General features: G+C 35.0%; 21 protein-coding genes. 17 read left to right on the top strand and 4 right to left on the bottom strand.

The features are described from left to right. Positions 1 to 142: 142 nt before the first annotated feature. The 14 genes from G9F74_RS07955 (at position 143) to G9F74_RS07890 (ending at position 14,665) form a co-directional block, all read left to right on the top strand. A complete protein-coding gene (locus tag G9F74_RS07955; protein ID WP_000915069.1) occupies positions 143 to 1,081 on the top strand; it encodes a phosphate/phosphite/phosphonate ABC transporter substrate-binding protein in 939 nt (312 codons plus the stop codon). A 95-nt stretch (positions 1,082 to 1,176) separates the two neighbouring features. Beyond that, positions 1,177 to 1,950 (top strand): phosphonate ABC transporter ATP-binding protein, encoded by a 774-nt coding sequence (phnC, locus tag G9F74_RS07950; RefSeq protein ID WP_000569223.1) that lies wholly within the window; start codon positions 1,177 to 1,179, stop codon positions 1,948 to 1,950. Further along, complete coding sequence (phnE, locus tag G9F74_RS07945) at positions 1,947 to 2,741, top strand: phosphonate ABC transporter, permease protein PhnE (protein ID WP_001000771.1); 795 nt, start codon at positions 1,947 to 1,949, stop codon at positions 2,739 to 2,741. Before phnC ends, phnE (G9F74_RS07945) begins: the two co-directional genes overlap by 4 nt. After that, positions 2,741 to 3,544 carry a phosphonate ABC transporter, permease protein PhnE gene (gene phnE, locus G9F74_RS07940; RefSeq protein WP_000047884.1) on the top strand — a complete coding sequence of 268 codons (804 nt, stop codon included), beginning with the start codon at positions 2,741 to 2,743 and terminating at the stop codon, positions 3,542 to 3,544. Before phnE (G9F74_RS07945) ends, phnE (G9F74_RS07940) begins: the two co-directional genes overlap by 1 nt. Before the next feature lie 289 nt (positions 3,545 to 3,833). Continuing rightward, on the top strand, positions 3,834 to 5,834 hold the full coding sequence (gene tkt, locus G9F74_RS07935) for a transketolase (protein WP_000019759.1): 2,001 nt from the start codon (positions 3,834 to 3,836) through the stop codon (positions 5,832 to 5,834). Between the two features lie 156 nt (positions 5,835 to 5,990). Further along, complete coding sequence (sirA, locus tag G9F74_RS07930; RefSeq protein WP_000860637.1) at positions 5,991 to 6,431, top strand: sporulation inhibitor of replication protein SirA; 441 nt, start codon at positions 5,991 to 5,993, stop codon at positions 6,429 to 6,431. A 78-nt stretch (positions 6,432 to 6,509) separates the two neighbouring features. Continuing rightward, the gene (locus tag G9F74_RS07925; RefSeq protein ID WP_001123316.1) at positions 6,510 to 6,731 is read left to right on the top strand and encodes a YneF family protein; all 222 of its coding nucleotides are present in this window, start codon (positions 6,510 to 6,512) and stop codon (positions 6,729 to 6,731) included. Between the two features lie 124 nt (positions 6,732 to 6,855). Next, complete coding sequence (locus G9F74_RS07920; protein WP_000862305.1) at positions 6,856 to 8,607, top strand: ABC transporter transmembrane domain-containing protein; 1,752 nt, start codon at positions 6,856 to 6,858, stop codon at positions 8,605 to 8,607. Further along, a complete protein-coding gene (locus tag G9F74_RS07915) occupies positions 8,607 to 10,370 on the top strand; it encodes an ABC transporter ATP-binding protein (RefSeq protein WP_016108918.1) in 1,764 nt (587 codons plus the stop codon). Before G9F74_RS07920 ends, G9F74_RS07915 begins: the two co-directional genes overlap by 1 nt. Positions 10,371 to 10,504: 134 nt before the next feature. Beyond that, the gene (locus tag G9F74_RS07910) at positions 10,505 to 11,548 is read left to right on the top strand and encodes a GH25 family lysozyme (RefSeq protein WP_001181410.1); all 1,044 of its coding nucleotides are present in this window, start codon (positions 10,505 to 10,507) and stop codon (positions 11,546 to 11,548) included. 276 nt (positions 11,549 to 11,824) lie between these two features. After that, positions 11,825 to 12,832 (top strand): nuclease-related domain-containing protein, encoded by a 1,008-nt coding sequence (locus tag G9F74_RS07905; RefSeq protein WP_000386795.1) that lies wholly within the window; start codon positions 11,825 to 11,827, stop codon positions 12,830 to 12,832. 70 nt (positions 12,833 to 12,902) lie between these two features. Further along, positions 12,903 to 13,406 (top strand): hypothetical protein, encoded by a 504-nt coding sequence (locus G9F74_RS07900; RefSeq protein ID WP_002109353.1) that lies wholly within the window; start codon positions 12,903 to 12,905, stop codon positions 13,404 to 13,406. Between the two features lie 248 nt (positions 13,407 to 13,654). After that, entirely contained in the window at positions 13,655 to 13,801 is a 147-nt protein-coding gene (locus tag G9F74_RS07895; protein WP_000849372.1) for a BC1881 family protein, read from the top strand. A 108-nt stretch (positions 13,802 to 13,909) separates the two neighbouring features. Beyond that, positions 13,910 to 14,665, top strand: coding sequence for a sulfite exporter TauE/SafE family protein (locus G9F74_RS07890; RefSeq protein WP_016108917.1), 756 nt, complete (start codon positions 13,910 to 13,912; stop codon positions 14,663 to 14,665). A gap of 318 nt (positions 14,666 to 14,983) precedes the next feature. Here the strand turns inward: G9F74_RS07890 and G9F74_RS07885 are convergent, their stop codons facing one another. After that, complete coding sequence (locus tag G9F74_RS07885) at positions 14,984 to 15,184, bottom strand: DUF3903 domain-containing protein (protein ID WP_016108916.1); 201 nt, start codon at positions 15,182 to 15,184, stop codon at positions 14,984 to 14,986. Positions 15,185 to 15,325: 141 nt separating this feature from the next. Between G9F74_RS07885 and G9F74_RS07880 the strand changes: the two genes are divergently transcribed. Continuing rightward, the gene (locus G9F74_RS07880) at positions 15,326 to 15,739 is read left to right on the top strand and encodes an NUDIX hydrolase (RefSeq protein ID WP_000442987.1); all 414 of its coding nucleotides are present in this window, start codon (positions 15,326 to 15,328) and stop codon (positions 15,737 to 15,739) included. A gap of 11 nt (positions 15,740 to 15,750) precedes the next feature. Here the strand turns inward: G9F74_RS07880 and G9F74_RS07875 are convergent, their stop codons facing one another. After that, entirely contained in the window at positions 15,751 to 16,428 is a 678-nt protein-coding gene (locus G9F74_RS07875; protein ID WP_000578968.1) for an LrgB family protein, read from the bottom strand. Then, the gene (locus G9F74_RS07870; RefSeq protein WP_000872363.1) at positions 16,425 to 16,790 is read right to left on the bottom strand and encodes a CidA/LrgA family holin-like protein; all 366 of its coding nucleotides are present in this window, start codon (positions 16,788 to 16,790) and stop codon (positions 16,425 to 16,427) included. Before G9F74_RS07870 ends, G9F74_RS07875 begins: the two co-directional genes overlap by 4 nt. Positions 16,791 to 16,942: 152 nt before the next feature. On the opposite strand from G9F74_RS07870, the gene alsR reads away from it, so the two are divergent. Continuing rightward, positions 16,943 to 17,842: an acetoin biosynthesis transcriptional regulator AlsR gene (alsR, locus tag G9F74_RS07865; protein WP_000423218.1), complete on the top strand. Its 900-nt coding sequence runs from the start codon at positions 16,943 to 16,945 to the stop codon at positions 17,840 to 17,842. A 92-nt stretch (positions 17,843 to 17,934) separates the two neighbouring features. Here alsR and G9F74_RS07860 read toward each other — a convergent pair whose 3' ends face one another. Then, positions 17,935 to 18,534 (bottom strand): hypothetical protein, encoded by a 600-nt coding sequence (locus tag G9F74_RS07860; protein WP_001222411.1) that lies wholly within the window; start codon positions 18,532 to 18,534, stop codon positions 17,935 to 17,937. Positions 18,535 to 18,708: 174 nt separating this feature from the next. Between G9F74_RS07860 and G9F74_RS07855 the strand changes: the two genes are divergently transcribed. Then, entirely contained in the window at positions 18,709 to 19,284 is a 576-nt protein-coding gene (locus tag G9F74_RS07855; protein ID WP_000050641.1) for an FtsX-like permease family protein, read from the top strand. The last annotated feature ends 82 nt before the right edge of the window (positions 19,285 to 19,366 follow it).

Genomic DNA, 19,366 nt, shown 5'->3' with positions numbered 1-19,366 from the left:
AAATATATGAAAAGAATTTTAATCAGAATGTATAGAATGTGTAAAGATTCTGTAAATAAGTAATTGTTTGTAAAAATATGTGATATATTTCTTCATGTTTACGGAAGGTTATTTTATAACAACGAAAAATGGAGGCATTCACATGTTGAAAAAAGTTTTTGCAATGAGCACAACAGTTGTACTAGCAGCGGGGTTATTAAGTGGCTGTGGAACGAAGGAATCAAGTGCAAGTAAAAATGAGGATACGAAAAAAGGTTATGTACCGAAGACGTTAAATGTTCAATTTGTTCCTTCTCAAAATGCAGATACGTTAGAGGCAAAAGCAAAACCATTGGAAAATCTATTAAGTGATAAATTAAACATTCCGGTAAAAGTTAGTATTTCAACGAATTACAATACAATTGTAGAAGCTATGGCATCAAAACAAGTAGATGTAGGATTTTTACCTCCAACAGCGTATGTGTTAGCGCATGAGAAAAAGGCTGCAAACGTAATATTACAGGCGCAACGTTTTGGGGTAGATGATGAAACTGGAGCTCCCACAAAGGACTTAGTAGATTTTTATAAATCAGAGTTTGTTGTTAAGAAAGATTCTAATATTAACAGTGTAAAAGAATTAAAGGGTAAAAAAATTGGTTATCAAGATGTAACATCATCAGCAGGGTATGTATGGCCTGCAGCTGTATTGTTAAAAGAGGGAGTCGATCCGCTAAAGGATGTGAAACCTGTTACATTAAAAGGTCATGATCAGTCACTTATTGCTCTTTTAAATGGTGATGTTGATGCAGCTGTTGTATTCCAAGATGCTCGTAATATTGTAAAAAAAGATTATCCGAATATATTCGATCAAACGAAAATAGTAAAATTTACGGAGAAAATTCCAAACGATACGATTTCTGTACGTTCTGATTTAGATGCGGAGTGGAGCAAGAAATTACAAGATGCTTTCATTGAAATAGGAAAGAATGAAGAAGGGCACAAAATCATTAAAGAGGTATACTCACACGAAGGATATGTGAAATCTGATGATAGTAAATTTGATATCGTTCGTGACTATGGAAAGAAAGTGAAAACACAATAATACATATGGAAATGGCGACTAACTGGAAAGTGTGTGATTTCAGTTAGTTTGCCGTTTTTCAGTTATTGATAATACATAGAAGGTAGGTAAGATGTGTGATAGAGTTTCAAAATGTCTCCAAAGTGTATCCAAATGGTACGAAAGGATTGAAAAACATAAATTTAAAAATTCAAAAAGGTGAATTTGTTGTAATGGTCGGGCTATCTGGGGCTGGAAAATCTACACTCCTCAGATCAGTAAATCGCCTTCATGAGATTACAGAAGGAGAAATTATTATTGAAGGTGAGTCTATTACTGCTGCAAAAGGCAAAGAGTTACGACGCATGCGCCGAGATATTGGTATGATTTTTCAAAGCTTTAACCTTGTAAAGCGATCCACGGTACTGAAGAATGTATTAGCCGGGCGTGTTGGATATCATTCGACATTACGTACAACGTTAGGCTTGTTTCCGAAGGAAGATTTGGAACTTGCATTTCAGGCTTTGAACAGGGTAAATATTTTAGAAAAAGCATATGCACGAGCAGATGAATTATCAGGAGGACAACAGCAACGTGTATCGATTGCTAGAGCATTGGCACAAGAAGCGAAAATTATATTGGCAGATGAGCCTGTTGCTTCGTTAGACCCACTGACAACAAAGCAAGTAATGGATGATTTGAAAAAAATTAATGAAGATTTTGGAATTACGACAATTGTAAACTTACATTCTATTGATTTAGCGAGGCAATATGCTACACGCATTATTGGATTACATGCAGGTGAAATTGTTTTTGATGGTGTAGTAGATGAGGCAACGGATGAAAAATTTGCTGAAATTTATGGGGACGTAGCTCAGAAAAGCTCACTATTAGAGGTGGCAGCTAAATGAATGACGTGACGATATATTCGAAATCGATACCGAAGCCGCCGAGTAAATTGAAACATATGTTAACGGTTATTCTAGTTATTTTACTGTTGTGGGGTAGTAGTGTACAGGTCGACGCATCATTTTCAAAACTAGTAGTTGGTTTTCCAAATATGATGGATTTATTGAAGGAAATGGTGCCACCAGATTGGAGTTATTTTCAAGTTATTACAACAGCAATGTTAGATACAATACGCATGGCGATTATTGGAACGACTTTAGGAGCGATTTTAGCCATTCCACTTGCACTATTTGCAGCAAGTAATGTATTTACTAGTGTATTTTTGTACGGTCCAGCTCGATTGATTTTAAATTTTATACGAACGATACCAGATTTATTATTAGCGGCTATTTTTGTAGCGATTTTTGGAATAGGACCACTTCCAGGTATTTTGGCTCTTACTTGTTTCTCGGTTGGGCTCGTAGCGAAATTATTGTATGAGTCAATTGAATCAATTGATCCAGGTCCATTAGAAGCGATGACAGCTGTAGGAGCGAATAAGGTGCAATGGATTGTTTATGGGGTCATTCCGCAAGTGAAAGCGCACTTTGTTTCCTACGTACTTTATACATTTGAGGTGAATGTACGTGCCGCAGCCGTTCTAGGTTTAGTAGGAGCAGGTGGCATTGGTTTATATTATGATCGTACACTTGGATTTTTACAATATCAACAAACTGCTTCCATTATTATTTATACCCTTGTTGTTGTATTGTTAATTGATTATATAAGTACATTGTTGCGGGAGAAATTATAATGAGTAAAACGACGATAATCGTACCAAAACCGAAGAAACCGAGTGTAAATCGCTGGATTATTTTTATAGCACTAACAGTTATATATGTATGGGCCTTTTCAGGTGTCCCACTCGAGGGAATAAAAAATACAGCGGGAGAAATTACAAAAGCAATTATGACAGGCGTGTTGAACCCAGATTGGTCGTATGTATCTTTGCCTGATGGTGAAGATTTATTACATGGTTTGATTGATACGTTGGCAATTGCAATATTAGGTACATTTATTTCTGCCTTTTTATCTGTTCCATTTGCTTTTTGGGCGGCAACGAATATGAGTAGTGGAAAATTAACTTCAGGTGCTGGGAAATTTGTACTTAGTTTTGTTCGTACATTTCCTGAATTAGTTATGGCTCTTTTATTTATAAAAGCTGTTGGGCCAGGCTCTTTTGCCGGAGTTCTAGCTTTAGGGTTACACTCTATCGGAATGTTAGGGAAACTATATTCGGAAGGAATTGAAAATATAGATAAGGGACCGACCGAGGCGTTAATATCAACAGGTGCAAATCGGTTTCAAATACTTTGGTATGCAGTATTACCACAAGTGTTACCAGATTTTCTATCGTATACGTTATACAGGTTCGAAATTAATGTGCGATCCGCTGCGATTTTAGGTGTAATTGGAGCAGGTGGTATTGGTACGCCATTAATTTTTGCATTAAGTTCACGGAATTGGTCTCGTGTGGGAATTATTTTATTGGGCATCATTCTAATGGTAATTATAATCGATTTTATTTCAAGTTCGATTCGAAAACGGATTGTTTAACGGATTTTAAAAGCATCGAAGTCAGATGCTTTTTTGTCTTTTTAAGTGTTTATTAAAAGAAGTCTGTACGTTTGTATAAATATACAGATAATTCCCTTTCTTTTTAAAATAAAAACAATAAAAAAGTATGTCATATTGAATACCCATACATTCCCGAAATCATTGGTTTTTTTATAAAAAATCAAAAAAACATCAACATATTTGTCGATACATGTTGTATAATCTTGCGTGGGAAGCTATCATATAAATGTATAAAACGTTTACTAATATAAGCGAAGGGAAGAATAGCATGTCACATTCAATCGAACAACTTTCTATCAACACGATTCGCACATTATCCATCGATGCGATTGAAAAAGCAAACTCTGGTCACCCAGGAATGCCAATGGGTGCAGCACCAATGGCTTATACATTATGGACTCAATTTATGAAACATAATCCAAATAACCCAACGTGGTTTAACCGCGATCGTTTCGTATTATCTGCAGGTCATGGTTCAATGTTATTATACAGCCTACTTCACCTATCTGGTTATGATGTAACAATGGATGACTTAAAGAACTTCCGTCAATGGGGAAGTAAAACTCCAGGACATCCTGAGTACGGTCATACTGCAGGTGTAGACGCAACTACTGGTCCACTTGGACAAGGTATTGCAACTGCTGTAGGTATGGCAATGGCTGAAAGACATTTAGCGGCTAAATATAACCGTGATGCGTATAATGTAGTAGATCATCATACATACGCTATTTGTGGTGATGGAGATTTAATGGAAGGCGTTTCTGCTGAAGCATCTTCATTAGCTGCTCATTTACAATTAGGGCGTCTTGTTGTGCTTTACGATTCAAACGATATTTCATTAGATGGCGATTTAAATCGTTCATTCTCTGAAAGTGTAGAAGATCGTTACAAAGCATACGGATGGCAAGTAATCCGTGTTGAGGATGGAAACGATATTGAAGCAATCGCGAAAGCAATTGAAGAAGCGAAAGCTGACGAAAAACGCCCAACGCTAATTGAAGTAAGAACGACAATTGGTTTCGGTTCTCCAAACAAATCAGGAAAATCAGCTTCACACGGTTCTCCACTTGGTGTAGACGAAACAAAATTAACGAAAGAAGCATACGCTTGGACTGCTGAACAAGACTTCCATGTAGCAGAAGAAGTATATGACAACTTCCGTAAAACAGTACAAGATGTTGGTGAAACAGCGCAAGCAGCTTGGAACACGATGTTAGGTGAATATGCACAAGCATATCCAGAATTAGCAAACGAACTGCAAGCAGCAATGAACGGTCTTCTTCCAGAAGGTTGGGAACAAAGCTTACCAACTTATGAATTAGGATCAAAAGCAGCAACACGTAATTCTTCAGGTGCTGTAATTAATGCAATTGCAGAGTCTGTACCATCATTCTTCGGTGGATCTGCTGACCTTGCTGGTTCTAACAAAACATATATGAATAACGAAAAAGACTTTACAAGAGAAGATTACAGCGGTAAAAACATTTGGTACGGTGTACGTGAATTCGCAATGGGTGCAGCAATGAACGGTATTGCACTACATGGTGGTTTAAAAACTTACGGTGGTACGTTCTTCGTATTCTCTGACTACTTACGTCCAGCAATTCGTCTTGCAGCATTAATGCAATTGCCAGTAACGTATGTATTCACACACGACAGTATCGCTGTTGGTGAAGACGGTCCAACACATGAGCCAGTTGAGCAATTAGCAGCGCTTCGTGCAATGCCAAATGTATCTGTTATTCGTCCAGCTGACGGTAACGAATCTGTTGCGGCTTGGAGATTAGCTTTAGAATCTACAAAAACACCAACTGCTTTAGTATTAACTCGTCAAGATCTTCCAACATTAGAAGGCGCAAAAGAAGATACGTATGAAAAAGTTGCAAAAGGTGCATATGTAGTTTCTGCAAGCAAGAAAGAAACAGCTGATGTAATTTTACTTGCATCTGGATCTGAAGTAAGTCTAGCTGTTGAAGCACAAAAAGCGTTAGCAGTAGACGGCGTTGACGCAGCTGTTGTCAGCATGCCATCTATGGATCGCTTTGAAGCTCAAACTGCTGAGTACAAAGAATCTGTATTACCAAAAGCAGTAACAAAACGTTTCGCAATCGAAATGGGTGCTACATTCGGATGGCACCGTTACGTAGGTCTTGAAGGAGATGTGTTAGGTATCGATACATTCGGTGCTTCTGCTCCTGGTGAGAAGATTATGGAAGAGTATGGATTTACTGTAGAGAACGTTGTTCGTAAAGTAAAAGAAATGCTTTAATGATTTTAGAAAAATCTCTCCGGCATGGAGAGGTTTTTCTATGTAAATGAGTTTTTTCGACAGAAAAAGTTTTTTATCTCTCCGCAGTCAGACAATCATTGCAAATTTTCTTCTATATAATGAAGAGAAAAGGTTGTCCAGATTGGGAGGCTGAAAATGAAAACGTATGAATTGTATTTAATTCAAGAGGATATTGCGAAAGCTTATTTTGGTCGTGAATATTTGTTTTTTGATTTATTTGCTCGATTTTCAGAATCTGGGTCCCTTTCGGAGAAAAAAGTGTTATATAAACAAATGATGTATATAACGATGCCATTACAAGTAATGAAAATTCATCATAAATTAGAGCAAGCTTTGCGTGTTCTTGGTAAATATGATAGAACACATCATACGCATACACTTTTTACGGGAGCGGAATATGGCGAAATAATAGTGAAACCACACTATATTCGCATGGATACCTCTGGAAATGTCTCTATGGAAACGACTTTCTTTGAGGTGTTAAGAAAGTGTGAACTAACATTTTTAGCTATGGATTATGAAAATACAAAGTACGGATGGTTGAATCCTTTAAAACAAGTACGAACATATGTGTAAAAAATGTCGAATTCTATCTTGTCTTATTGAAAAGGTTTTAGTACACTGTAAGGTAGACAACATGAAGGAGGAAAATATATGCCAATTTGGTTAGGTATTCTAGTGGGCGTAGTAGCACTAGTAGCAGGCGTGGCGTTAGGATTTTTCATTGCCCGCAAATACATGATGAACTACTTAGAAAAAAATCCACCAATTAATGAACAAATGTTAAAAATGATGATGATGCAAATGGGACAAAAACCTTCCCAAAAGAAAATCAATCAAATGATGAGCGCGATGAGCAAGCAACAAACAAAATAAGCGCTAAAGGGCACTCGATAAGAGTGCCCTTTCCTATTGGATTTTGAAAGTATTTAAAACTTTTAAAAATTCTGTATTTTTGTTAAACTGAAAACATCGCTCATTTTAAGGGAGGAGGATAAATATGAAAGTATTTTTTAATTTAGCTTGGTTTTTTAAACAAGAAAAACGAGCGTACATAATTGGGATTATTATGTTATTTGGTGTCGCGCTTCTTGAACTTGTAGCCCCGAAAGTACTAGGTATTGTAGTAGATGAAATTAATAATGGAACATTAACATCTGAAAAATTGTTGAAGTGGGTTATTCTGTTAGTTGTTGTAGGAATTACTATGTACATATTGCGTTATTTGTGGCGTATTATGATTTTTGGATCTTCTTTAAAATTAGCCCGTCAATTACGAAAGAATTTATATGAACATTTTACAAAGATGAGTCCAACTTTCTATCAATCACGTCGTACAGGCGATTTGATGGCGCATGCGACCAATGATATTCAGGCAATTCAGCAAACTGCTGGATCGGGTGTTTTAACACTTGTTGACTCATTAGCAGTTGGAGGATGTGTACTTGTGGCGATGGGGTTTACAATTAGTTGGAAGTTGACATTATTAAGTTTAATTCCGATGCCAATTGTAGCGATTTCTACAAATTATTATGGAACTTTATTGCATAGAAGATTTCATAAAGCGCAGCAATCGTTTTCTGAAATCAATGATAAAGTACAAGAAAGTATGAGTGGGATGAAGGTGATTCGCTCGCTTGGACAAGAGAAAGAGGATTTGGAAGCATTTCGGAAGAAATCAGAAGATGTCGTACATAAAAATATGTTAGTCGCACGTATTGACTCGTTATTCGATCCAACGATTGCACTTATTGTCGGCTTTTCGTTTTTAATCGCAGTTTGTTACGGATCTTTATTAGTAGTACGGGGCGAATTAACTGTAGGAGAGCTAGTAACGTTTACAACATACTTAGGGACTCTTGTATGGCCAATGTTAGCTTTTGGATGGTTGTTTAATATTATGGAACGTGGACGCGCTTCGTATGATCGTGTGGAGAAAATACTTTCACAAACTTCAGATGTAGTAAATAAGGAAAACGCTATAAATACTATAGCAAGTGGTGATGTTTCATTTGCTATTGATTCATTTTCTTATAAGAAAAATGAACTATTAAACTTAAAAGATATTTATGTTAATTTAAGAAAAGGTGAAACGCTAGGTATTGTGGGACGTACCGGTGCAGGGAAGACGACGTTGTTAAAATGTTTAATTCGAGAATATGATCATTTTAATGGTGAATTAAAAGTTGGTGAGCGGGATATTCGAGATGTAACACTTCATGGTGTACGTTCTGCAATTTCATACGTGCCGCAAGATCATTTTTTATTTTCAGCGAGTATTGGAGAGAACATTGCATTCGGAAAGGTCGATGCTACATATAAAGAAATTGCGCGTGCTGCTGAAATTGCTTGTATTCATAATGATATCGTTCAATTTTCAGAAGGGTATGATACGGTAGTAGGTGAAAGAGGTGTTTCACTATCGGGAGGTCAAAAACAGCGGATTTCAATTGCGCGTGCTTTATTAACGAATGCTGAAATTTTAATTTTAGATGATTGTTTATCAGCTGTCGATGCAAAAACAGAAGAAACTATATTATCCGCATTGAAACGGGAAAGAGCAGAAAAAACGACGATTATTACTGCACACCGTTTAAGTGCAATTCAGCATGCAAACATTATTCTTGTGATTGATGAAGGAGCGGTAGTGCAACGAGGAACACATGAACAATTGATGGGAGAAAATGGTTGGTATAAAGAAATGTACGAAAGCCAGCAACTAGAGGCGTTAGTAGAGAAAGGAGGCGTATGATGGCTGAGAAAAAGCGGAGTGATTTAAGAAGATTACTTTCTTATATGAGACCATATAAAAGGTTATTAGCATTAGCATTTTTATTCCTAGTTGGTGCAACTGTAACTGAAATGATGGGTCCTTTTTTAATTAAACAATTTCTTGATGAACATTTAGTACCGCGTAACTTTGATCAATCAGCACTTGTTACTCTATTTGTAGTGTATATAATTGCACATTTATTAAAAGTATTATTTACGTATTTAGATTTATTGTACTTTCAAAATATAGCTTTTAAGATTGTTCAAGATATGCGAGTTGAAGTGTATGAACACGTTCAAAAATTGTCATTAAGTTTCTTTGATCGTACGCCGATAGGTACACTCGTATCTCGCATAACAAATGATACGGAAGCGATTAAGGATTTTTATGTAAGTGTACTATCAACATTCGTAAAAAATGTAGTGTTTTTAGTAGGGATTTTAGTGGCGATGTTTTTATTAGATGTAAAATTAGCACTATTTTCTCTTATATTAATTCCAATTATGTTTGCTATTATGGTGCTATATCGCCGGAAAAGTGCAGCTTTTTATTTAGAAGTACGTAATCAATTAAGCGTATTAAATGCGAAGTTAAATGAGTCCATTCAAGGAATGAATATTGTTCAAGTATTCAGACAAGAAAAACGTATGAGAAAAGAATTTGAAGAGGTGAATAATAAACATTATAGTGCAGGACGACGCACGTTAAAGTTAGACGCATTACTTTTACGTCCAGCAACGGATTTAGTTCATATTGTAGCAATTGCATTAGTACTTGGTTTATTCGGAATTGACGCTTTAAAGAGTCCCGTTGAAGTAGGAGTTTTATATGCGTTTGTTAACTATATTCATCGTTTCTTCCAACCTGTAAATGAGATGATGATGAAATTATCATTTTTCCAACAGGCACTTGTTTCATCATCACGTGTATTTCATTTAATAGATGAGAAAGATTTAGCGCCGGTTCAAAAAGGGGATGGGAATCCTCAAGTAGTTAATGGAGATATTGAATTTAAAAATGTTACTTTTTCGTATGATGGAAAGCGTGATGTTTTAAAAAATGTATCTTTTCATGTGAAACAAGGGCAAACGGTTGCTTTTGTTGGGCATACTGGTAGCGGAAAAAGTACCATTATGAATTTACTAATGCGATTTTATAATATTAAGTCGGGAAACATTGTAATAGACGGTGTAGATTTAGAGAAATTTGAAGAACAAGAAATTAGAAAGAGAATAGGACTCGTATTGCAAGATGCATTTTTATTTGCAGGAAATGTAAAGCAAAATATTCGTATGTACAATGAAGAAATTACAGATGAAGAAGTAAAAGAAGCTGCGCAATTTGTGCAAGCCAATACGTTTATTGAAAAATTACCAAAGCAGTATGAAACAGAAGTAGTAGAAAGAGGAGCTGCATTTTCTAGTGGTCAACGACAATTAATTGCTTTTGCTAGAACGATAGCAACTAATCCGAAAGTGTTAGTATTAGATGAGGCAACAGCTAATATCGATACAGAAACAGAAGAGGCTATTCAAACAGCGTTGCAGCAAATGAGAAAAGGTAGAACGACGATAGCGATTGCTCACAGGTTATCTACAATTCAAGATGCAGATCAAATATTCGTTATGCATGATGGAGAGATAGTAGAAAGGGGAACACATCAAGAGTTACTGAGTGAGCAAGGGTTGTATTATAATATGTATTTACTACAAAATAAAGGAAGCTTGCAAAAGGCCTTGTAATATACAAGGTCTTTTTTACTTTGTATATAAAATATATTTACTCTTTGTTTTTATAGCATACATGTCGTGTCCATTTAGTAAAGTTGTACATATTGTATGTATACGGAATGAAAAAATTTGATAGGAGATTTTATATGCAAAACAGATCGAGTTCAAATGTTACGTTTATCGATGTGTCTCATTGGGAAGGGAGTATTGATTGGAATGCAGTGAAGGCATCTGGCATTCCAGCAGCATATGCAAAAGCGACAGAAGGTGTAAATTATCTTGATCCTACTTTTGTTCAAAATGTACAAGCGGCACGAAATGCGAATGTATTAATCGGTGCATACCATTTTGCACATCCAGAACAAAATGATGCAATTTCAGAAGCGAAATATTTTGTGAGTATATTACAAAGCAATCAAACAGACTTAATGCCAGTTCTAGATTTAGAGTCACCAACAGATCCGAGTAATAGTAATTTAACTGGTACCGCTATATCTAATTGGGCAAGAAGTTTCATAAATTATGTGAAACAGGCTACTGGAAAAAATGTAATGTTATATACAGGAGTTTGGTATATTAATGAGTTTGGAATTAACGGGTTAAGTGATATTCCACTTTGGATTGCTAGATATTCTAGTACACCGCCTGCTGATGCTGGTGGATGGACAGAGTGGACAGCGTGGCAATACACTGATTCTGGTCAAATTTCAGGTGTAGGAAATTGTGATGTATCAGCAGCAGTTTCATTAGAAGCTTTGCAAGGGAATGGATCGAGTGGTGGAGGGAATGTTTCTCCGCCTAATAATGCAACTCCAGTTTACGGTGTTGCTGTAATTAATGGCGATAATGTAAATTTACGGACTGGACCATCTTTACAATCTAGTGTAATTCGCCAGCTAAATCGAGGTGAATCATATGAAGTTTTGAGCGAACAAGATGGTTGGCTTGCTTTGGGTGGAAATGAATGGATATACTATGATTCGAGTTATATTCAGTATAAACATTATGTGGCGACTATTACTGGTGACAATGTGAATCTACGGGATGCTCCATCATTAAGTGGAAATGTTATAAGACAGTTACATCATGGTGAGGCATATCGAGTATGGTGTAAGCAAGATGGCTGGCTCGGATTAGGTGGAAATGAATGGATATATTATGATTCGAGTTATATTCAGTATGGTGTATAATAAAGTCAACGTAAAAGGTATCTCGCCTGAGATACCTTTTATCCCGCGATTTGCAGGCAGTAAGAATCTCGGCGAATGCGAGGAAGATAGGTGGGAGTTGCCCGTAAAAGGCCGATTGGTGAGGGCTAATAATGAGTGGGTGATAGAACAAAACACTGATTAAAGTGTCACTCTATGAAAAAAGTAATTTTCACAAGTTGTATATTAAAAGCATAGTATAATACAATGGGGATATTTATAAAAAATAATCAAAAATTGAAATAAAGGAGTAAAAATATGGATTATGTGCTAATAGGTGTAATTTTAATATTATTAGCTGCAGTATTCGTACTGTTTTATAAAAATAAACAGTTGGAATCAGAGAGCCAGCAGGTGGAATTTGAAAAAAAGCAAGCGATTGAAACGTATGAAAGTGAAATTGCAGCCACGGTTACAGAACATAAAGAGCAACAAAATACGTTAAAAAATATGGAACAGAAAAAGTATAATGATTTACAAGTTAGTACAGCTAGAGAACTTGAAAATATGCGTATGATGAAAAATCAATTAGCTATGCAACATAGTAAAGAACGTAGTGAAATGCAAGATAAACATAGTAATGAAATACATATGTTTCAAAAGTTAATTGCAGATTTACGAGAGTATACTAAAAATAGCGCTGAAGTAAATACGCATGAAACATTACATTATATGAAGCAAGGATTTTTAGAACAAGAAATCATACAAGAAGATGAATTTCATATTATGCCGAATGTTTTTATTAGAGATAAACTTGGAATAAACGATATTCGAATCCATCATCTTATCTTATATAAAACTGGTATGTATTTACTTGAGACGAGAGAGTGGACAGGAAAATTAATTCATGGTGTAACGAAAGAGAATGCTAGTATATATTCATTTATGCTTGATGAAATAGGTAAGTATCAACAAGAAATTAAAAAAGAAGAGACGCTTGAATGTATTACAGGTGAAGATTCGTTAACTATACAAGTGAAAAATGAAGGGAATCCAGTATATAAAGCGAAGAAACAATCTCAAATTTTATACAATTGTTTGAAAGAATTGCAAGTTGATATTGTAAAAGAAAACGTAAAGCCAATTGTATATTTTTATAATGAGAGTGGTAAAGAAGTACTAGATCTTTCTAATGAGGACACACCTAGATTAAAAGATAGGGAGCAAATCGTAGCGTTTTTCAAAAATGAAGTTTTAACAGGGGAAGTAATATATACAGCGCAAGAGTTACAAAAGATAAGAGAAATGCTTTGCCAGGTGAATTAAAAAGGGGGAGATTTTTCTGGGTGCTCTATTACATGGGATTTTGTATGTTTATTTTTGTTTGTATATAGTCATGTACATTGCGTTTATTTTCGTTATCGATATAGTTCATATGTCATTAAGTGTAAAGAGTATTTTTGTAGTAGTTATGCCATTTATTTTATTAGTCATGATTCAAAGAGTCATCTTACGTGCTTCTACAAGTCGTAATAAAGAAAAGAAACAAATGTTACGTGTAATGATAGTAGGGATCATTCCATTAATAGTGTGTGCTGTACAATTAAGTATGAATGAGTACACTTCCAATTTTAATCGAGATCGGTGGTTAAATGACGAAGAGAAACGGGTACATATGGTAGATGATTTCATGCAAAAATATAAATTAATAGGGAAATCAAATGAAGAAATTACACAATTGTTAGGAACGCCTACTGAAACGAGAAATGAGGAAGAAGGGGTCATCACTTTGTACTATCTTGGGACAGAACGTGGCTTCATTCCAATAGATAGTGAACAGCTTATTTTCCAATTTGATAGAGATGGTAGAGTTTTGACATATAAGGTACAGAGAGGGTAAAGAAACTTAGAGAGAAGCTATATGTTATAGCTTCTTTTTATTTTTCAATATGTTATAGAAAGGGAATATGAATTTTGGATGGAATAAGGAATGAAAGTGGAGGTGATGCATATATATGGATGTATTGGGTTGTTTTTATCTCGCAAAAGCCTGGTTGATGAGGGCTAATAATCAGTGGGGGTGGCCAAAACCCCCACTGATTAAAGTGTCGCTTTATCATATTGTATAAATGAAAAGGAGGTAAGACGGTGAAGACGATACCGACTGAAGTCCTGAGTAAAGAATTGATGGAAAGAGAAGGTGTTATATCTATTACAGTAAAGGAATTTGAAAAGATAGAAGTAGCTGGAGTAGTCGTTGCTGGTCCTGCTGTTATTTTAATTAATCAAGATTGATTACATATTTTCAATATAGAAAAGTAGTGAAAGCATCCGGATAGGATGCTTTTTATTTGTATGGAAGAGGGCGTATAGTAGATAATTGGGATACTGGAGGGAGAGTATGTGGCAATTATTATAACGATGTTATTAATGGGTATTTTATTAGGATTTGTTGGAGCAGGGGGAGCTGGATTTATTATCGCGATACTCACTTTAGTATTTCATATTCCTATTCACGTTGCACTTGCAACATCTTTAACTGCTATGGCATTTACGACGTTATCTGGAGTTATAAGTCATTATCGTGAAGGAAATGTTGTACTTATGATAGGCGGGATTGTTGGTGGATTTGGAGCGCTTGGTTCTTATATCGGTTCAAAGTTTGGTTCGCTTATACCAGCACATCTTCTCCATTGGTTTACAGCTGGGATGTTATTTTTATCAGCAATTTTTATGTTTATTAAATTGATTATGTCTCTAAATAAGCAACAGCCACCCTTATGTGGAAAGAAAAAACTTTCAAAAAACAACTTGATGAAATGTATATGTTTAGGATTAGTTACTGGAATGTTGGCTGGTTCATTCGGGATTGGTTCAGCCCCTTTTATACAACTTGGACTAATGGTTCTTTTAGGATTAACGATACAGCAATCTGTAGGAACGACTATGCTTGTTATATTACCCATTGCAATTGGAGGCGGGATTGGATATAGTTCGGAAGGGTATTTAGATTATATATTGTTATTGCAAGTATTAATTGGGACGATGTTAGGAGCATATATCGGTGCGAAGTTTACAAATTATGCACCACGCATGCTGTTGAGATTTTCAATGATTATGACGCCAGTTTTAGCCGGATGTATGTTATTGATGGAATAAAACTACTATAGCAAGGTATTAATATATTTTACGAATGAATTATATAAGTAATTCATATTTCCCATATAAAAGAATTTGCATTAATATTATGAGTATAAAGTTCGAGTATTCGAAGTACTACTTGAATTATATCCCTATCCCTTTTCTAAAAATGCGAACAAGTTTTGCCCTATTCTATTCAATACTTAATTGCATAGAAATATATTGTTCGATGACCATTATGGAACGTACATAATGGGAAAATCCCGATCCTTAAAGAGGATGCCCCTAATCTTCATGTGAAAATATGATCGGACAAGAAAGCTGGCCAATTGATGGTCAGCTTTCTTTTTGTTCCAAAACTATTTCTTCTTTAACCTCTGTTTGCAATAATAACGTTTTTCCAAAGCGACGTTTACATTCAGCCCGAACTTTTTGAATAGCTAGTAGTTGAGAAGTGGCGGGAACTGTGACGGTAGCTTGGCAAGGTTTTCGATTTTCTTCACAAAAGACACATTCCACAACATATTTAGAAATCATAATTTCATCCTTCCGTTTTTAATTTCTAAGAAGGGACTGCCTATGAAGTTGATGTATTCTTTCGTCACCGTTTTATTTTTTTCCTCTTTTTTCAAGGGGAAAATAAAAAAGAAGGCGAATTTTAGTAGGGGAGGGATGTTTATGGAGAGATGGATAGGTACGGCAGCTATATGTATGAATGACAGAAATGAAATTTTAATGGTGCTGCAAGGCAAAGAAGGGGAAGAAAAAAGGTGGTCTGTACCAAGTGGAGGACTTGAAAAGGGAGAAACACTAGAAGAATGTTGTATCAGGGAAGTTTGGGAGGAAACAGGCTACAATGTGGAAGTTGTAAATAAAATATACGAAAAAGAAGGTATTACATACGGAATTCCAGTGTATGTTCATTATTACTTTGTTAAAAAAATAGGCGGTAGTATGAAAATTCAAGATCCTGATGAGTTAATACATGAAATTGACTGGAAAGGGATACAGGAAGTTGAAAAATTATCGCTAGCTTTTCCGGAGGATTACGAGTTAATATGTCAATATATAAATGAAAAAGCAAGTATGTAAATACTTGCTTTTTAATGTATCCAAGATAAGAAAAGCGGAACGATAACTAAACTAGCACCCGCTGTTAAAAGCATGGATAAACTTGCGATTGTTCCTTCAACAGGGCCGATTTCGAATGCTTTTGATGTACCAGTTCCATTTGCGCTCGTTCCTAACATAATACCTTTTGCGAGCGCGGTTTTAATGCGGCAAATACGTATAAGGGAAGGGCCGAGTAATGCTCCTGTTAAGGCAGTTAAAACGACAAATACAGCTGTTAATTGTGACATGCCACCAATCATTTCTGAAATAGCCATTGCGATTGGTGTCGTTACAATATGCGGTGCTAAACTATGTTCTAGTGACGAATCAATTTGAAAATAATTTGCTAGTAGTGCCGAAGTAATAACTGATAAAAATGAACCAACGATGACGTTAAGTAAGATGGCGATTCCGTGTTTCTTTAATAAATCAAAGTATTTATAGATTGGCCATGCAAAAGCAACTGTTGCAGGTTTTAATAATTCTGTTAGCCATTGACCACCAGATTCATATGTTTCATAAGGTGTGTCTAGTCCAAGCAATAAAGCGATTAAAATAATGGGACAGACAAGGAGAGGAGAAAGTAAGCTCCAATTCCAACGTTGATATATTTTTTTAGATATCCAATATGTCAATAGTGTTAATAGTAAACAAAGAAAGCCGATCATTGCGTTGATCCTTTCCGCTTAAGTAGCAATTCTGTTAATAGTCCTGTTACGAGAGTAACACAAAGTGTACTAATCATAATAATTAAAATGAGATCGATTCCATATTGTGATAGTGTATCTTTGTAACGAATAACAGCGACTGCAGAAGGAATAAAAAATAAAATAAGTTCTTTTAATAAAAAGTCTGCTCCGTCCTGTATCCACTCTTTTTTAACTAGGTTAAATTTTAATGAAATTAATAATAAAAAAATACCGATTATACTTCCTGGAACTGGGAGGTGTGCCTGTTTTGCGATCCATTCACCTGTCCAAGCGAAACAAAATAATAATAAAATTTGTCCACTTAACTTCCACCATTTCATACAGTAACCACCTCTTTCTTTTTTTACATAAAAATTGTAAAAAAGAATTAACAATTTCTACTATACGTTCATTCAAAATATTTGTCTAATATATAAATTATATGTTATTAATATATTAGACGTATTAATTGAAATTGAAAAGGGTGTCCAAAATGGAATTACGGCATTTGCAATATTTTGTTGTTGTGGCAGAAGAGTTACACTTTGGACGAGCGGCTGCTCGTTTACAAATGACACAACCGCCACTTAGTCAACAAATTCAGCAATTAGAAAAAGAAATGGGAGTTCTGTTATTTTCAAGAACGAAGAGAAAGGTTGAATTAACAGAAGCAGGAGAAATGTTTTTAAAAGAAGTAAAAAAAGCGTTTGAGCAAATTGAAAAAGCAGTAGAAGTTGCACAAAGTGCGCAAAGGGGAGAAGTTGGATCACTCTCAATTGGTTTTGTAGGTGCGGCGATATATGATATTTTACCGTCTATCGTCAGGGAGTATAGAAAGAAATTTCCGAGAGTGTCTGTCGCATTACATGAATTATCTACACCAGATCAAGTGCATGCACTTCATGATAATCGTATTGATATTGGATTTTTACGGCCGCCAATTTCAACACAATTATTAGAGTTAGAACCAATTCAAAGGTTATCTTGTACTTTATGTTTGCCAAAGGCACATCCACTTGCAGAGAAAGATGAAATACATATAGAAGATTTACGCGATGAACCGTTTGTTTTTATTACGAGACCAGTATGGCCGGCGTTGTATGATACAATTTTATCTCTTTGTCGAGAGGTTGGCTTTAGTCCTCAAATTGTACAAGAAGCAACAGAATATCAAACAGTTATGGGGCTTGTAGCAGCAGGGATTGGGATTACAGTAATCCCTGTATCGGCAAATAAATTATATAAAACAGAAGTTGTATATAAAGAGTTATATGATTCTAATTTTGTTGCAGAAATGTCGGTAGCTTATAAAAAAATGAATAGTAATCCAGAGCTGTTAGAGTTTTTAAAAATTGCAAGAGAGAAGAAACGAATAGAAGTAGAAGATGAGTAATATTAGTAACGGTAAATAGATTTAATTCGAATATATAAAAGTACACCTTATTAAACAATAAAGCGGAAATGCAGCTTAAGTGCATTTCTGTTTTATTTTTCTTTTTTTAGCTCGATACTGAAAAGATAAACGTGTTCATTTTCTTTTAAGAGTAGATCAATACCTGTTTCTTCATCAATTGTAGGGACGCTTACAGTTTCTTTACTTGTTTGGATTACAGCAGCTAAAATTGTTTTCTGATTATATCTTAAATTTTTTGCAGATTGAATTGTAATAGTTGCAGAACTATTTACACCTAGAGGTGCTTCTTCAGGAGCAAGCGTTGAACCACCGTCAATATTAATATACCATTGACCTTTTTCTTTTACATCTTTATCAAATTGGAAATGTGGTGGTATGAAAGAGAGTTTTATTTTCTTTTCTAGAAAATGTGATGAAGCGATGTTAGTAATCTCTTTTACTTTTTTACCATTTTGATAATAATCAATCGTAGCATTTATTTCATCTTTATCATTATTAAGTGTAACGTTATAAAACATACTATTTCCTTCTTGAATAGGCGTCATTTGTAAAATAGAAGACTGTTCTTTTGTTAACTTGTAAGCTTCTACAGAAGCAACTTCATTATTTTGTATTTGGTTACAACTAGTAAAGAAAAGTAAAGATAAGATAAATAATACGTTTATACGCATAGTATAAACCCTCCTCTTTTTACAATTATAATTTAAATATGAATAAATTCCCATTTTCCTTTCTAGGACTAAAGACTTAGAAAAGATTCAGATTGTAGTGCGATGTTTGTAATGTCATATTTTTATACACTAGTAGTATAGAATGCGTATGTTATAAGGTAGGGGAAGAAATTTATGTCTTTATGTCGGTTAGCGAGAAAAAATATAAGAACATTTGCTGTCAAAAGGATGAAGCAATTCATGTGGATTGCCATGTGTACTGCAATTTTGTTTTTTATGATGTCGCTACAATTTAATGAACTAGCGACTGGGAAAGTAGGGGCAACATTTTTGTTTCAAATGTGTTTTTACACGCTGTTTATTGTATTGATTTTTATATGTATTTTTATTGCGTATAAAATGACGAATTCTCTTCTGCAAGTGAGGAGAGAGGAATTTAAATCTTATGTAGTAGGGAATATGAAAAAAAATGAAATACTATGTTTATTATGTCAGGAGCAATTATTCATTTATGGAGCAGCGTCTGTTTTCGGTCTAGTTCATGGGATGTTATTTTTGAAATTATTCACGATTATCTTTATGAAAATAGCAGGGATACAAGGGATAAATAGTGCACCAATTACAATATATGCAATAGCAGTTGTTAGTATAATTATGATGGCTGTCGTCGTATTATCGATGATGCAATGTTGTCGATTTGTTCGAAGTTTAAAAGACGGAAATTTGTTTCAGTTTGAGAAAAAGGCATGAGAAATCATGCCTTTTTCTATTTTACACATGAAAATAATCGTGTTAGAGTGAAAAGACCTGACAAAGAATGGGAAGGAAAGGT

Source organism: Bacillus sp. EKM202B (assembly GCF_011066025.1).
GTDB lineage: Bacteria > Bacillota > Bacilli > Bacillales > Bacillaceae_G > Bacillus_A > Bacillus_A toyonensis.
Note: the sequence above shows the minus strand (reverse complement) of the source record. Positions and strands in the feature narration are given on the sequence as shown.

What these genes read in the sequence shown, in the direction of transcription:
- G9F74_RS07955 (WP_000915069.1), top strand. Translation starts at nt 143, where the DNA reads ATGTTGAAAAAAGTTTTTGCAATGAGCACAACAGTTGTACTAGCAGCG.
- G9F74_RS07870 (WP_000872363.1), bottom strand. Translation starts at nt 16,790, where the DNA reads ATGAAATGGTGGAAGTTAAGTGGACAAATTTTATTATTATTTTGTTTC.
- G9F74_RS07915 (WP_016108918.1), top strand. Translation starts at nt 8,607, where the DNA reads ATGGCTGAGAAAAAGCGGAGTGATTTAAGAAGATTACTTTCTTATATG.
- phnE (WP_001000771.1), top strand. Translation starts at nt 1,947, where the DNA reads ATGAATGACGTGACGATATATTCGAAATCGATACCGAAGCCGCCGAGT.
- G9F74_RS07925 (WP_001123316.1), top strand. Translation starts at nt 6,510, where the DNA reads ATGCCAATTTGGTTAGGTATTCTAGTGGGCGTAGTAGCACTAGTAGCA.
- sirA (WP_000860637.1), top strand. Translation starts at nt 5,991, where the DNA reads ATGAAAACGTATGAATTGTATTTAATTCAAGAGGATATTGCGAAAGCT.
- G9F74_RS07880 (WP_000442987.1), top strand. Translation starts at nt 15,326, where the DNA reads ATGGAGAGATGGATAGGTACGGCAGCTATATGTATGAATGACAGAAAT.
- G9F74_RS07910 (WP_001181410.1), top strand. Translation starts at nt 10,505, where the DNA reads ATGCAAAACAGATCGAGTTCAAATGTTACGTTTATCGATGTGTCTCAT.
- tkt (WP_000019759.1), top strand. Translation starts at nt 3,834, where the DNA reads ATGTCACATTCAATCGAACAACTTTCTATCAACACGATTCGCACATTA.
- G9F74_RS07920 (WP_000862305.1), top strand. Translation starts at nt 6,856, where the DNA reads ATGAAAGTATTTTTTAATTTAGCTTGGTTTTTTAAACAAGAAAAACGA.
- G9F74_RS07900 (WP_002109353.1), top strand. Translation starts at nt 12,903, where the DNA reads ATGTACATTGCGTTTATTTTCGTTATCGATATAGTTCATATGTCATTA.
- G9F74_RS07860 (WP_001222411.1), bottom strand. Translation starts at nt 18,534, where the DNA reads ATGCGTATAAACGTATTATTTATCTTATCTTTACTTTTCTTTACTAGT.
- G9F74_RS07875 (WP_000578968.1), bottom strand. Translation starts at nt 16,428, where the DNA reads ATGATCGGCTTTCTTTGTTTACTATTAACACTATTGACATATTGGATA.
- G9F74_RS07885 (WP_016108916.1), bottom strand. Translation starts at nt 15,184, where the DNA reads ATGATTTCTAAATATGTTGTGGAATGTGTCTTTTGTGAAGAAAATCGA.
- G9F74_RS07905 (WP_000386795.1), top strand. Translation starts at nt 11,825, where the DNA reads ATGGATTATGTGCTAATAGGTGTAATTTTAATATTATTAGCTGCAGTA.
- alsR (WP_000423218.1), top strand. Translation starts at nt 16,943, where the DNA reads ATGGAATTACGGCATTTGCAATATTTTGTTGTTGTGGCAGAAGAGTTA.
- phnE (WP_000047884.1), top strand. Translation starts at nt 2,741, where the DNA reads ATGAGTAAAACGACGATAATCGTACCAAAACCGAAGAAACCGAGTGTA.
- G9F74_RS07855 (WP_000050641.1), top strand. Translation starts at nt 18,709, where the DNA reads ATGTCTTTATGTCGGTTAGCGAGAAAAAATATAAGAACATTTGCTGTC.